General features: G+C 63.0%; 10 protein-coding genes. 6 read left to right on the forward strand and 4 right to left on the reverse strand.

The features are described from left to right. Positions 1–2: 2 nt before the first annotated feature. The 3 genes from ACZ881_RS13150 to ACZ881_RS13160 are packed head-to-tail and all read right to left on the reverse strand — an operon-like array spanning position 3 to position 5,630. The gene (locus tag ACZ881_RS13150) at positions 3–1,730 is read right to left on the reverse strand and encodes a DUF5719 family protein (RefSeq protein ID WP_476116080.1); all 1,728 of its coding nucleotides are present in this window, start codon (positions 1,728–1,730) and stop codon (positions 3–5) included. Further along, entirely contained in the window at positions 1,723–5,076 is a 3,354-nt protein-coding gene (locus ACZ881_RS13155) for a glycosyltransferase family 2 protein (RefSeq protein ID WP_476116082.1), read from the reverse strand. Before ACZ881_RS13155 ends, ACZ881_RS13150 begins: the two co-directional genes overlap by 8 nt. An 11-nt stretch (positions 5,077–5,087) precedes the next feature. Then, positions 5,088–5,630 (reverse strand): WhiB family transcriptional regulator, encoded by a 543-nt coding sequence (locus ACZ881_RS13160; RefSeq protein WP_091466146.1) that lies wholly within the window; start codon positions 5,628–5,630, stop codon positions 5,088–5,090. A gap of 376 nt (positions 5,631–6,006) precedes the next feature. Between ACZ881_RS13160 and ACZ881_RS13165 the strand changes: the two genes are divergently transcribed. Next, a complete protein-coding gene (locus ACZ881_RS13165) occupies positions 6,007–6,705 on the forward strand; it encodes a TIGR03089 family protein (protein WP_476116084.1) in 699 nt (232 codons plus the stop codon). A 20-nt stretch (positions 6,706–6,725) separates the two neighbouring features. On the opposite strand, the gene ACZ881_RS13170 is transcribed toward ACZ881_RS13165, so the two are convergent. After that, the gene (locus tag ACZ881_RS13170) at positions 6,726–7,292 is read right to left on the reverse strand and encodes a GtrA family protein (RefSeq protein WP_091466143.1); all 567 of its coding nucleotides are present in this window, start codon (positions 7,290–7,292) and stop codon (positions 6,726–6,728) included. A 179-nt stretch (positions 7,293–7,471) separates the two neighbouring features. On the opposite strand from ACZ881_RS13170, the gene ACZ881_RS13175 reads away from it, so the two are divergent. Genes ACZ881_RS13175 through ACZ881_RS13195 form a run of 5 tightly spaced genes read left to right on the forward strand, consistent with a single transcriptional unit; the run spans position 7,472 to position 13,096 of the window. Then, a complete protein-coding gene (locus tag ACZ881_RS13175) occupies positions 7,472–8,659 on the forward strand; it encodes a 5-(carboxyamino)imidazole ribonucleotide synthase (RefSeq protein WP_091466142.1) in 1,188 nt (395 codons plus the stop codon). Continuing rightward, positions 8,656–9,219 carry a 5-(carboxyamino)imidazole ribonucleotide mutase gene (gene purE / locus ACZ881_RS13180; RefSeq protein WP_091466140.1) on the forward strand — a complete coding sequence of 188 codons (564 nt, stop codon included), beginning with the start codon at positions 8,656–8,658 and terminating at the stop codon, positions 9,217–9,219. Before ACZ881_RS13175 ends, purE begins: the two co-directional genes overlap by 4 nt. A gap of 14 nt (positions 9,220–9,233) precedes the next feature. Next, positions 9,234–10,856, forward strand: coding sequence for an LCP family protein (locus ACZ881_RS13185; RefSeq protein ID WP_476116087.1), 1,623 nt, complete (start codon positions 9,234–9,236; stop codon positions 10,854–10,856). A 50-nt stretch (positions 10,857–10,906) separates the two neighbouring features. Beyond that, the gene (gene manA, locus ACZ881_RS13190) at positions 10,907–12,157 is read left to right on the forward strand and encodes a mannose-6-phosphate isomerase, class I (protein ID WP_476116089.1); all 1,251 of its coding nucleotides are present in this window, start codon (positions 10,907–10,909) and stop codon (positions 12,155–12,157) included. A 3-nt stretch (positions 12,158–12,160) separates the two neighbouring features. After that, positions 12,161–13,096, forward strand: coding sequence for a lipid II:glycine glycyltransferase FemX (locus tag ACZ881_RS13195; protein ID WP_476116091.1), 936 nt, complete (start codon positions 12,161–12,163; stop codon positions 13,094–13,096). Positions 13,097–13,550 lie beyond the last annotated feature (454 nt).

The raw sequence follows: 13,550 nt of genomic DNA on the forward strand, positions 1-13,550 counted from the left end.
AGCTAGTAGCCGACTGAGACCGGAACCTTCTCAAGGCCGGCCGCTGCGTCCTGAATTGCTACGACGGAAACGTCTGTCCGTCCTTGCTTTCCAAGTACCAGCGCACCGTACACCGGGTCACCCGCGGCCGAAACCACGTAGCCCACCACAGCCGAACTACCGGACTTGTCCGGCAACCCGATCACCGACGTCGTCCCGCCCGACATGTCCACGTCAATGGCCTTGCCGACTTTTCCATCAGCGGTCACCGGAGCGTAACTGACCGTGCCACGCCCCTCGGGAACACCGAAGCTCAAAGACCGCTGGCCTTCCCGTGGTACGGCCACCAAGTGCTGGCTGCCAAGACGGGCCGACGACGGCGACCACGCAAAGTCGGTTGCTTCCTCGGCCTTGGAACCGCGGGTAACCCTCGCCGATGCCAGGAACGAGACATCCGAGCTGGCTCTGACGGTGTAGCTGCCAGCCGGGACGCCCTCAAGGTTAAGTGTTGATACTGTCCCACCCTTGACCGTCACCACTCCCCCATTGGGAATCTTTCGTTCACCGTTGGCGCCGTAAAGGCTTACTTGCACAACGGCGTCGGTGGATCCGGGCACTGCGATCTGCAGTGCCGGTGCGGCGTCCGCAAAACCCGACTTACCGGCCAGCGCCTTGATGGCCGCCGGGTCCTGGATGTCGACGCCGGACATCACCTGCAGGTTGGACGGCGCCGCACCCGGCGAGAGGTACTCCACACCGCCTGGGGCGATTCCACGCAACACGCTCTGCTGGATAGTGGAGGCAACCGGACCGCCCGTGCTGCGCACGTGCACGGCAAGCTGCGATTCGCCCGGGGCGAGCCCAGCCAGATTCACCGAGCGGGTGGTTCCGGGAGCCACCAAGAGACCACGGGCACCGGGAGCTTGGATCTGTCCCTCGGATCCGTAGAGGTCAAGGCTTACTGTGGCCGGGGTCTCGGAGGCGTTGCTCACGTTCAGGACGGCAGTTCGGCCCACGGCAGTGTTGGCACCCAGGAGCCACGCGTCATTGCCCGGCGGCTGGCATTGGGTAGACGCAAGGCCGCGAAGGTCGCCGTCCGTCGCTGAGTAGCTAAGGTTGGCCGCCAAGGACGCTTGTTCGTTTCCAAGGGCCTCGGCACCCACAACGGTGGGAGACGCCACCGGGCTGATGTTCGCCACTCCGGCCGCGAGCACGGGCGGACCAACCGTGGGTGTGGGCGTGCTGGTAGGAGCCTTGGCGATCAACTCCACCATCTCGCCACCCAGCGATGTCACATCGCTTTCGGGCACCGTACCGGCCGGGTTGCTCAGCACCACGGCGTTCAAGGCGCTGGTGGCAGTGGTGGACACCGGGCTGAAGTCAGCATCCGTGCCCACCACGGTTCCGCTCACAAGCCTCGCAGGTTCCGGACAGACACCCATGGAACGGCCCGCGGGAACGTCGGCCTGGCGGATATCCATGGTGGTACCCCCGGAAGGTTCCGGGACCATCGACGTCGCGGCCACGGCACCGCCGCCAGCCGCAAGGATGACCACTGCTGACAGGACGCCCGTGACCACTCCCCTGTTGGAGCTGCGGGACTTCGTGCCGCGGGAACCGGAGTCGCGGGAACTCGGACTCCGCGGGCCTTTACCCGACCTGCTTGTTTCTCCGTTGTTCCCGGCACGGGACTTCGGGGCTTCCGAGGTTCCAGAGCTTTCGCCGGACTCGTTCTTCTGGTCCTCAGACACTGCTGTACTCCTTACGGAGGGAGACTTCATCCCTCGACATGCCGGTTCGGCTGCGGCGTGCGGGCATTGGAACGGCCAAAAGGACCGTCAATCCAATCACCACAGCCTGCAGGATCCCGATCCACAATGCCCAAGGGTTGGTGTAGCGGATTTCAAGGTCGCCGCCGCTGGCAGGCAACTCGAATGCCTGTGACCAGCCGGATGTGGTGGCCTGCAGTTGGCGGCCATCCAACCAGGCGCTCCAACCGGGATCGGACCGTTCGGCGAGGACCACCTTTCGGCCCTCATTGCCTGATTCAACAGTGGCATCCACATCCACTTCTTCGGATGGCAGCGCACGTAGCAGAGCGCCTTCGGAGTCCACAATGCGTACCCGGTGTGCCGTGTCCGCGGCAGTAGCCGCGGGCTGGCTCCGGGGCGTCACCCGCCACAGCCACCCGGCGTCGGTCTGGCCAACTGCCACGAGCCCTGGGACGGCGTCGATCCGGCTGGCCGTCAACTGGGCGGCGTTGTCTGCTGCCTTGAGGACCACGAATCCGGCCCCAAGTTGTTCCAGGTCGGCGCGGGGATCCACGCCGGTTCCCGCCACGATGGTGGCCACGGACCGGCGGAGGGACGTGGTGGCAGCGTCATCGGCCGCGATTTCTTCGCGTCCCGGCGCGCCAATGATGGTCCGCGCAGAGGCAATGGTGGACAAACTGTCCAACGTGGTTCCTGCTCCCCGCATCAGGGACGAGGAAAAGGCGCCCTGCTCACCGCTGGTGATGACCAACGTTCGGGTTCGCTCCGGTCCCTGGCCACGGTCGACGGCGGTGGCAGGCAACGTGCCCGTATCCACCGGCCATATTTGTCGGCCGGCGCCAAGGGACGACGTCTTTTCGGCAGTGTCGGGTGCCGCAATGGTTACGGCAGTCGGCGTAGGCTGCAGGACATTCTGAGCAGTCCAGGCAGCCATGCCGGCAAGAGGGCCGGCAACCAGAAGCGCCATGGCCGCGGCCGAAGCTACGCGCCGCAGCGGGAAGTGGCGCCGGGAAGCCTTGGGCGTCTTTAGCGGTGCCGTGAAGAGCTTCTCAGCACCGAGAACGGCAGCACCCAGAAGCAACATTCCCGCCGCCGATACGGCCGGGCCGGTGAACGGTCCAACAATCACATTGTTATTAACCCCGGTAGCTACGTGGCCCACCAGCCAAGCGCTCGAAAGCGTAGCCAAAGCGACCAGCCAGAACACCCGGGCCAGCGCAGCGCGTTTACCGGGTACGAACAAGGCGGCAACAGCCAGGATCAGGACTGGTGCGATGACCAGCAGAGCCAGCAACAGGGCCCAGGGCACAGCGCCAGGACCGAAGGCCGCCAAACCGGTCAAGCCGCCGTCGATGTCGAAGGCCAGCGGCTGGCCAAGTAGCTGTTGCCACAACGGAGCAGCCTCAAAGGTCAGCGGCAAACCAGGGTCGGCAAGCAACGAGCGCGGCCTGTCCAAAACGGATATCGCATACGGAAGGAACAAAGCGAGAGTTGGCAGGAGCGACCACCACAGCGTCTTGCCCCGATGCCCGAGGACTACTGCAGCCAGTATCACTGCAACGGCGATAGGCCCCAACAATGACGGGGCAGAGGCCGTGACAACGGCCATGGCAAGACCTGCGGCAGCTGCAGCAGTCCATGACGGTGTTCCGTTGATGCCGGGCTTACCGACTATCAGGGCCGGACGGCGGCTGAGTTGCGTCCCCGCCGAAGCGGACCCTTGGGCGACTGCCGATCCCGAGGCACGCAACAGCGCGAGGAGCAGCAGCGGCATCATGACGTGCGCCACCAAGGCGCCGACCCGACCCTCGTTGATGGAGATCAGAAGTGCGGGAGCACCGGACCAGGCGAGGGCCGCCGCAACCCGGAAGCGACGCTTGGTAGTTAGCGCGCCCGCCGCGAACCATGCGCCCAATGCGGATAACGGCATGGCAAGGATCAGCAGCCACACCATTGCGGCGTTGCCATCCCCGCCCCCGAAGAGGGAAAGCAACCACAGGACATAGCCGAATGGATCACCGTGTCCGGGCAGGCCTGCACCCAATGAGATCCACCAAGTGGACGCATTCGCCCAGATGTCGCCTGGTGACGCCGACAGAGGGAGGAGCCCACCACCGGCAACGGTGCCTGAACGGAGCAGCCCCAGCAGTCCCACAAGTGCTGCGGCAAGAGCTATCAATGCAGCTGCAACGGCACCCGTGCCCACCCAGCCACGTTCGCTGGTGGCCAGTGCGGCGAAGTCATCCGCCGCATCTCCGCTGGGTTCAGGGGCCAGAAGGTCAGAGACAGCGGGAGTCTCTTCTGCGGGCCGGATTGCTTCCAATAAGGAGCGCCTGTTGGCACGCACCTCCCGCGTGGGTGTCTGAAGTCCCCGGACCACGGACCTGTGTACCCGGCGTGTCCTGGCCGCAACGCGGCGGCCCCTGGCTATGGCCACCGGCCGGACAAGGGCAGCGATGGTGGCGGTGAATTGGGAGAATCCATATCCCGGTTCCTTAACCAGGATGCTCAGCATGAGTCGAATGATGGCACCGAACAAGGCGCCCACGGCTTGGAACGGCACTTTCCACCAGGAAGCATGTTTGAGCCGCAGATGGATCTGGGCTTTACGTGCCGCGGAGGATGTGCCCAGGCCATTCGGGCGGTGCTCCACATGGAACATGCGGGCACTGGGGACTACGACTACGCGATTGCCCGCAAGCCAGTTACGCCAGCAGAAATCCACGTCATCGCCGCTGCCAGGCAAGGCCGGGTCAAATCCTTCCAGCAGTTCCCAGACGTCGCGGCGGATCAACATACCTGCGGAGTTCACCGCGAAGGTGTCCGTGCGGGCATCGTATTGCCCTTGGTCCACTTCGTCGGCGTCGATCAAGGTGAGGCGTTCAGCCCAGCGGCTTGTTGAGAGTCCAACATCGACCAGGTGCCGCTTATTGTCCCAGCCAAGCTGCTTACAGCCGGCCACAGTTACCGAGGGGGCGCGTTCAACCGCATGGAGCAGCTCTGCCAGCGCATCAGGCGCGGGCGCGGCGTCGTCGTGCAAAAGCCAGATCCACTGCACGGAATCACTCTGCGTGTCACTGTCGGCGGGGGCGAGCTCTTGCAGGCCAGCGCGAACAGCCGCTCCGAAACCGGACCTCGCATGCTGGAAAGAGGTGACGCTGTTCTGGCCGAGGGCCTCGCGGAGCAAGTCCAGCGATGTGTCGGTGGAACCTGTATCAATGCCAATGGCGGCATCGGCCGAACGCGTCTGGTCCGACAATGCCGCCAATGTCCTGGGCAGATAGTTGCCGCCGTCGTGGGAAACCACGACGGCGGTAACATGCACTTCCTTGAGAATTAGACCGCTCGCTTCCTTAGCCGACGACGCTCCCGCTCGGAGAGTCCGCCCCAAATTCCGAACCGTTCATCATTCGCGAGAGCGTATTCCAAGCACTGCGAGCGGACGTTGCACGCACCGCAGACCTTCTTGGCGTCCCTCGTTGATCCTCCCTTTTCGGGGAAGAAAGCTTCAGGGTCGGTCTGTGCACACAGCGCGTCCGTCTGCCAGCCAAGTTCGCCCTCGTCATCGAAGTCCCCTTGCGGCAAGCCGATCCACACGGGCTGCCCCGGAGTTTCAAGCGGACGACGCAGCTCCATGGGAGGGTCGTCCAGATCTTCATCCGGTCCAGCGGGCAGGTCACCCACCAACGCCTCATGTGCTGCCAGGAGGGCAGTTGCCTGATCCTCCAAGGACTGCTGCACATTCTGGTTATATCGGTCTGCCGCTTCCGGGTCCGCCGGGTCTACGTACCAATCTCCCGGCACTTCCCTTGAACGGTATTTCACCGACGCATGTTCTGCGACGACTGCATCTTCCTGGATACGCAACGCTTGCCCCATGGCGTCCCTCCTGATTTTGCAGCTGCTGCTTGGATGTGTTTCCGATTCCCTGTGTCGTTCCGGGAATCTGTGCAGCGGCGTTGATTACTAATTACACGCGTGTAACTACCCGCCAGTCAAGCCGCGCCGGGATAATAATCAAGAATCTGTAGAAACGTGGGATGCGCCACGCCCAACATTTTGGCCGCGCCGCCGCGTGTCCCTGCGGGAAATGGAAGCACTGGATCGCTTCAGGTGAACTTTCATTGAATTTCCGCGGAAATGGACTCCGGTACGCCCCTGAGCCCAACGACTTGAGAAATTCCTGTGTGTCGCATTTCACAATCACGGCGCACGGCCCGGGGACGCTCCGGGGCCACCGTGGCAAGATTGACGCATGAGCATCCCGGCAGCGAACCTGATGACCGCCCTGCGATCAGGTCATTCAACGTCACCACGACTCACCTGGTATGGCCCCGACTCCGAGCGTGTGGAGCTTTCGGGGCGTGTCCTGGATAACTGGGTAGCCAAAACCAGCAACCTGTTACAGGACGAACTGGACGCCGAACCCGGAATGTCCATCAGGCTGGACCTCCCGGCACATTGGAAATCCTTCGTCTGGGCCCTGGCGGCGTGGCAACTGGGAATGGAGGTGGTCTTTGACGACACCTCGGCGGATCTGCTGGCGACCGACAAGCCCGACGACGGCGCCGGGGCCGGCTTCGAAGCTGTGGTCGCTGTGCCGCTGGCTGCACTGGCCATGCGCTGGCCGGGTGAGCTGCCGTCCGGCGTCGTGGATTATGCGGCAGAAGTCCGCTCCCATGGCGATGTCTTCATGGCGCACAACGAACCCGAGGCAACCCTGCCCGCCGTACGCGGAACATCAGGAATCCCCCATGAGGACCTTATTGAAGGCTTTGCTGCTGCCGCCCAGGAACCAGGCGTCCGGCTCTTGGTACGCGCGGCGGACGGCCTGGAGTCATGCCTGGCAGCTTCTCTGGGGGCTTGGAAAGAGGACGGCTCCGTAGTACTCGTGCACCCCGACCTCGATGTGACCGAGCACCTTCTGGAGAACGAGCGCGTCAGCCGTTCTTAACCTCTAAAGGTTCTTGGGCGTCAGAGGTTCTTGACTGAAGGGAATTCGCCGGTCGCCGGGTTGGCCCCGGATTCGGAATTGGTCTTGGATTTGTGGTGCAGCTCGATGATCTCGTGGTCATGCGAGAACTCGGGTTCGGCATCCAGTTCTTCGTTGAACACCCAGAAGCGGTAGGCGAAGAAACGGAAGATGGTGCCCAGGATGAGGCCCACGACGCTGCCGGCGATGAACAGTGAAGGCTTGTCGTTGAGGTCCAGGATGTACTTTGCGAACCACACACATCCCGACGCAATCAGGAGCCCGACAAGGTTCATGATGGCAAACAGCACGGCTTCACGAACCACGTTGGCCTGTTTACGGTGCCGGAACGTCCAGAAACGGTTCGCGACCCACGAGAAAATACTTGCAACAATGGTTGCAATGGCCTTGGCCCACACTTCGCTGCCGTGCATCGGGCCCGAAAAGAGCCAGATGAAGACCGCCGAGTCGATGACGAAAGCAACACCGCCGACGGCGCCGAACTTTGCTACCTCACGCCAAAAAAGTGAGGCAAGTCCGCGGATGCGATCTGCAAGTGTGGTGATCATGACCCTCCATGGCCGTTGAAAAGTGGGCCGATGGGCCTCACCCATTTTAGCGCCGATTTCCATGTGCTGCCTTTGAAGGGGCTGTGAGAACGCCGATACTGGCGCCTCACGCCGCAGAAAACCATCCCAAAGGACGGCAGAATCAGTGATCCTGCCGGCGGTTCGGTAGGCTGAACCTTGTGACTTTTCCAGTAATTGGCGTTGTTGGCGGCGGCCAGCTCGCACGAATGATGGCTCCGCCCGCTACCGCCTTGGGCTTCGAACTCCGTGTTTTGGCCGAGGGTGAGGACGTTTCTGCCGTGGCCGCAGTGGCCACTGCGCCTCTTGGCGACTACAAGGACCTGGATGCTCTTCTTGAGTTCTCCAAGGGCCTGGACGTGCTCACGTTTGATCACGAACACGTCCCCACGGAACACCTGCAAGCCCTCCTGGACGCAGGCGTCAACGTCCAACCCGGCCCTGACGCGTTGGTTAACGCCCAGGACAAGTTGGTGATGCGGGCTGCAATTGACCGCTTGGGCTTGCCGAACCCTGAGTGGTCGGCTGTCCACAGCGTTGAGGATCTGGTGGCCTTTGGCGACAGGATCGGCTGGCCCGTGGTTCTGAAGACCCCTCGCGGTGGTTATGACGGCAAGGGTGTCAGGATTGTTGACTCCGCGGACGATGCTTTGGAAACTGCCGACTGGTTCCAGGCTATGAGTCCCCTGCTGGCAGAAGCCAAGGTTGATTTCAGCCGCGAACTCTCGGCCCTTGTGGCACGCAGCCCAAGTGGCGAATCCCGTGCATGGCCGGTTGTCCACACCATTCAGGTGGACGGAGTTTGCGACGAAGTGATCGCACCCGCCCAAAACATTTCCGTTGAAGTGGCTGCTGCGGCTGAAGAGGCTGCCCTGCGCATTGCCAACGAACTCGGCGTCACCGGGGTCATGGCCGCAGAGCTGTTCGAAACTCCGGGAGTCGGAGCAGGCTTCCTTATCAACGAGCTCGCCATGCGTCCGCACAACACCGGGCACTGGACGCAAGACGGTTCCATTACCAGCCAGTTTGAGCAGCACCTGCGGGCCGTGTTGGACCTTCCGCTGGGCGCAACGGATGCCCTGGCCCCGGTGGTGGTCATGAAGAACTTCCTGGGCGGCGACAATCAGGACCTCTTCAAGGCTTTCCCCATGGCGTTGGCCTTCGAGCCCGCGGCAAAAGTGCATTCCTACGGCAAGTCCGTTCGCCCGGGCCGCAAGATCGGCCACGTGAACCTGGTTGGCAGCTCGGTTTCCGACGTCGACTCCGTCAGGCAGCGCGCGACCACCGTGGCCAACATCATCCGTGACGGCCGAAAGCCCGAGCAGACCACCCTAGAGGAGACCGCATGACTTCGGAAAGAACAGCCCCGCTGGTTGGGCTCGTGATGGGCTCGGACTCCGATTGGCCGGTGATGGAGGCCGCCGCAGACGCCCTGGCCGAGTTCGGCATCCCCTTTGAGGCAGACGTCGTGTCAGCTCACCGCATGCCCACTGAGATGATCCGCTACGGCCAGACTGCCCACGAACGCGGCCTGCGCGTCATCATTGCCGGGGCCGGCGGGGCTGCGCACCTTCCCGGCATGCTGGCTTCGGTCACGCCCCTTCCCGTCATCGGCGTCCCCGTCCCCCTCAAAACATTGGACGGCATGGATTCCCTGCTGTCCATCGTCCAGATGCCTGCAGGCGTTCCCGTGGCCACTGTGTCCATCGCCGGTGCCCGCAATGCAGGTCTTCTCGCCGTTCGCATGTTGGCGTCAGGAACTGACGAACTTGCATCGAAGCTCCGCGCGGATCTCCTCACCTTCGCCCAGGAGTTGAACGACGTCGCCACTAAGAAGGGCGAAAACCTGCGCCACAAAGTAGAAGAGGTCTTTTCCCCTGCGAATGCCTCCGCCCGGAGCCCCCGCTAGGAAGGCAGCGGTTGATGACCATGCACAAGACCCCGAGTCAGCCCGGTTCCGCCCTGACTGATCCCGTCCGCTATCCGTCCGGTGCCAGCGCTCCGGTGCGGACCAAACGCGCCTTCGTGCTGGTCCTCCTCACTCTCTTTGTTCCCGGCAGCGCCCAAATTGTTGCCGGGGACCGCAAACTTGGCCGCATCGCTTTGCGCGTCACTATCACGGTGTGGGCCCTTGCCCTGCTCACATTGTTCATTGCCTTGGTGAACCGGACGATGCTGCTCAGCGTCGTCACGCATCCGGTGGGTTCGTTGTTCATCATCGTGATCCTCGTGGCGTTGGCTTTGGGGTGGGCCTTCTTGTTCCTCAATACCCTGAGGATCATCAGGCCTGCGCTCCTGGCACCGGGAATGCGCCCCATCATCGCCGTCGTCCTGGCGGTGACCACGGTCCTCGCCAGCGGATCGCTGGGCTATCTCGCCTACGTCCTTAACGTGAGCCGCAATGCAATCGGCAGCATTTTCAATGCCGGTCCCGCCATTGATCCAGTGGACGGACGGTACAACTTCCTCATGATGGGTGGCGATGCCGGGGACGATAGGACCGGCCGCCGCCCGGACAGCCTCTCCGTCATCAGCGTCGACGCGAAAACCGGCGAGAGTGCCATCATCTCTGTCCCCCGCAACCTTCAGAACGCCCAATTCAGCGAGGGCTCGCCTATGCGCGGGATCTACCCCGATGGCTACAACTGCGGGGACGAATGCCTCATCAACGCTGTCAACACCGAGGTCACCAATAACCACCAGGACCTCTATCCAGGGGTCGCGGATCCCGGAGCGCAGGCCACGCTCGAAGCCGTGTCCGGCACCTTGGGCATCACCGTCCAGGCGTATGTCCTGGTGGACATGGACGGTTTCGCCAAACTCATCGATGCCATGGGCGGCATCCGTATCAAAGCCGGCGGCTGGGTGCCCATCAGTGGTCCCGTCACTGACGAGGCCAACGGAATCCACGGCATGCCGGACGGTTGGATTCCTGCCGGCGACCAACACTTGAATGGCTTCCAGGCCCTTTGGTACGGACGGTCCCGCGAATTCGTGGATGACTACGCCCGCATCGCGCGCCAGCAGTGCGTACAGCAGGCCATGCTCAAGCAGTTGGATCCTGCCACGCTCCTCACCAAGTTCGAGGACATCGCCAATGCCGGCACCAAGGTGGTTGACTCCAACATTTCCTCGAACCAGCTGGGCAGCTTTGTGGACCTCGCCTTGAAGTCCAAGAACCAGCCCGTCAAGCGCCTCACCATCGGCCCCCCGGACTTTGACGCGTCCTTCTCCACGGTGCCGGACTTTGACCTGATCCATTCCAAGGTCCAGGAAGTGCTGGCTTCGTCCAACACTCCCAAGGCGAGCGACGCCGTCGATTCCTATGACGGAGCCGGGGCCGGAGCCTTTATGGCCGCGGGTCCGGTTGCGGGTTCCGTTCCGGTGAGCCAGCTGCCGTCGCCTTCGGCCGATTTCACCCCGGTGACCACCACGCCCGACGGCACCCCGATCACCATCGAGTTGCTGAACGGCCTCAAGGCCCAAGGCGATGAGCAAGGTATCCGTGACCTCGTGGCAACCAACGGACAGTGCGCACCGCTGTAAGCCGCCTTCCGCCCATCCCACGTTCAGCGCAACGATAAGGACTTTCTTTCGTGTACCAGATTGAGAATGTTTTGCGACCCTATGCGTGGGGTTCGACGACGGCGATCGCCGGCTTGCTTGGCCGGCCGGCGTCAGGTGGTCCCGAAGCCGAAATGTGGATCGGAGCCCACCCGGACTCCCCCTCCACAGCCGTCCACCCCAACGGTGTCACCCAGCCATTGGACGCGTTGATCGCCTCGGATCCCCTGCGCTGCCTGGGCTCGGAAAGCCTCGCCGAGTTCGGCCCACGGCTGCCGTTTCTCACCAAGCTCCTGGCCGCAGAGCAGCCGCTGTCCTTGCAGGTGCACCCCAGCCTTGATCAGGCCCGGGAAGGATTCGAACGGGAGAATGCGGCCGGCATCGCCGCCGATGCAGCAGACCGCAACTACCGGGATGACAACCACAAACCGGAGATGATCTTCGCCCTCACTCCATTTAGGGCATTGTGTGGTTTCCGTTCACCTGCTGAGTCCAAGGACATCTTTGGGCACCTGGCCCACGTCCTTGATTCCGCGGCAGTGGACGTTCCCGATGTCATCAAAGGCGTCATCGCAGATCTCGGCCAGCCTGATGAGCCTGCAGCCCTGAAAGCAGCCTTCAGCAGACTCATCGAGGGTGGCACCGGCGTCTCCGACGCCATCAACGAGGTAGTCGCCGTCCTGTCCGCCGGCGGACCGCTGGAGCCGCACCGCGAAGCGTTGACCGCCATGGTGGACATCAATGAAGCCTTCCCCGGAGATTCCGGCGTCCTCATTTCCCTTCTTCTGAACCATCTTTCCTTGCAGCCTGGTGACGTGGTTTACCTGCCGGCCGGCAACGTGCACGCTTACCTCCATGGGTTGGGCGTGGAGGTCATGGCCTCCTCTGACAATGTTCTCCGTGGCGGACTCACACCAAAGCACGTGGACGTCCCGGAATTGCTGAAGACTGTACGCTTCGAAGCACTCGGCGTGCCCCGCATCGAGGCCAGCGGAACCGAGTTCGGGCAGGAACTGTACCGGCCGCCCTTCAAGGAATTCCAGCTGCAGCGGATTGAGCTTGGCCCGGGCGCCGAGCCGGTGCCGCTGGCGCAAACCGGGCCCGCCGTCGTCGTGGTGGTGTCTGGTTCGGTGTTGCTCGACTCCCCCAAGAGTGATCTCAGGCTGCAGCGTGGCGCTGCAGCGTTCATCCCTGACATCGAGGCCCCCGTGAACGTCCACCCCGTGCAGGGAGCGACGGACACCAGTGTTGCCTTCGCGGTGACCACGGGGCTGGGGAACTGATTCATGGAGTTTTTCTTGCAAACGCCCGCATGGGCGGCTGTCCAGCGTTCCTTGGGACGCCGTGTCCATGAGCAGTCCGGGCCGGGCTGGAGTTTCCTCGCGATCGAGGAGAAGAACCCCGCCGGCAAGGTCATCTACGCCCCCTATGGCCCCGTAGCGGAGTCCGTGGAAGCTTTCGACGCCGCCACTGCTGCCTTGGTGGCCCTGGCAAAGGCGGAGGGTGCTGTGTTCGTGCGGATGGAGCCCGCTGCCGCCGGATTCACAGCGTCCGATGCCGATGCTCTCCTTCGCGCCCGCGGTATGACGCCTGCGCCGGTCAACCAGCAGCCCGAGCTCAGCTGGATCGTGGACCTTGACGGCGACTTCAAAGACGTCCTGGCCGGGATGAAGCCCACCAACAGGAACCTCTACCGGAACATCCACAAGAAGGGTGTCACGTTCCGCGCTTCCCAGGATCCCGCCGACATCTCTGTGCTTCTGCATTTCCTCCATCTGACAGCTGCCCGGAACGGCTTCAAGCCCCAAAGCGACGAGTACCTCACGCAAGTAGCCGCTTCCCTGCTGCCCAGTGGCGCGGGAACGCTGTTCATCGCGGAGCTTGAGGGCGAACCGATCGCCGCTGCTTTCGCCTATGACTCCGCTGATACCCGTGTGTACGCCCATGCCGCTTTGGACGATGCCCACCGCAAGCTCAGCGCTGGCATCCCGCTCCTGGTGACTTTGATGGCTGACGCCAAGGAGAAGGGCCTCAAACACGTAGATCTTTGGGGTGTGGCGCCGGAAGACCAGCCGGACCACAAATGGGCGGGCTTCACTGCGTTCAAAAAGTCATTCGGAGGCCGCGAAGTCTCCTACCCGGGCACCTGGGACCTCCCGGTCAACAAGCTCCGCTACGGCGCGTACCAGCTTGCCAGGAAGCTCCGCGACAAACTGCGCTAGGCCAGCTCCCGGAGTCAGCACAGGGAACCCGTACCTCCACCACCCACTTTGAGGGCGCCTGCATCACGACACACCCACACACCCGGCGTGTCCGCAGGTTTTCAAAGTCAAAGTAGGTGATGACGGCGCAGCTCGCTCACTGCTGCGCAGGAGCGCCCGACGTCGGCACCACCGAAGCGCCGTCGTCGAACCATTGCGTGTTGACCGGTCGGCACCTCGGCGGACCGTGCGCATAACCGGCGAGGCCACCCTAATTCCCATGGACACCGTGGTCCAGGCGCCACCACTCCATCTGCGTAGCGAAATTGTGCAGGGCGCGATGAGGAACCCGTACCCCCACCACCTACTTTGAGGGCGCCTGCATCACGACACACCCACACACCCGGCGTGTCCGCAGGTTTTCAAAGTCAAAGTATGTGGTGAGTGCACACCTCGCGCATAGCCCACCCCAAAT

This window comes from Paenarthrobacter sp. TE3676 (assembly GCF_056279165.1).

Excerpts from the sequence above, each read along its gene's own strand:
- ACZ881_RS13170 (WP_091466143.1), bottom strand. The coding sequence starts at position 7,292 with ATGATCACCACACTTGCAGATCGCATCCGCGGACTTGCCTCACTTTTT.
- ACZ881_RS13195 (WP_476116091.1), top strand. The coding sequence starts at position 12,161 with ATGGAGTTTTTCTTGCAAACGCCCGCATGGGCGGCTGTCCAGCGTTCC.
- purE (WP_091466140.1), top strand. The coding sequence starts at position 8,656 with ATGACTTCGGAAAGAACAGCCCCGCTGGTTGGGCTCGTGATGGGCTCG.
- ACZ881_RS13185 (WP_476116087.1), top strand. The coding sequence starts at position 9,234 with ATGACCATGCACAAGACCCCGAGTCAGCCCGGTTCCGCCCTGACTGAT.
- ACZ881_RS13160 (WP_091466146.1), bottom strand. The coding sequence starts at position 5,630 with ATGGGGCAAGCGTTGCGTATCCAGGAAGATGCAGTCGTCGCAGAACAT.
- ACZ881_RS13165 (WP_476116084.1), top strand. The coding sequence starts at position 6,007 with ATGAGCATCCCGGCAGCGAACCTGATGACCGCCCTGCGATCAGGTCAT.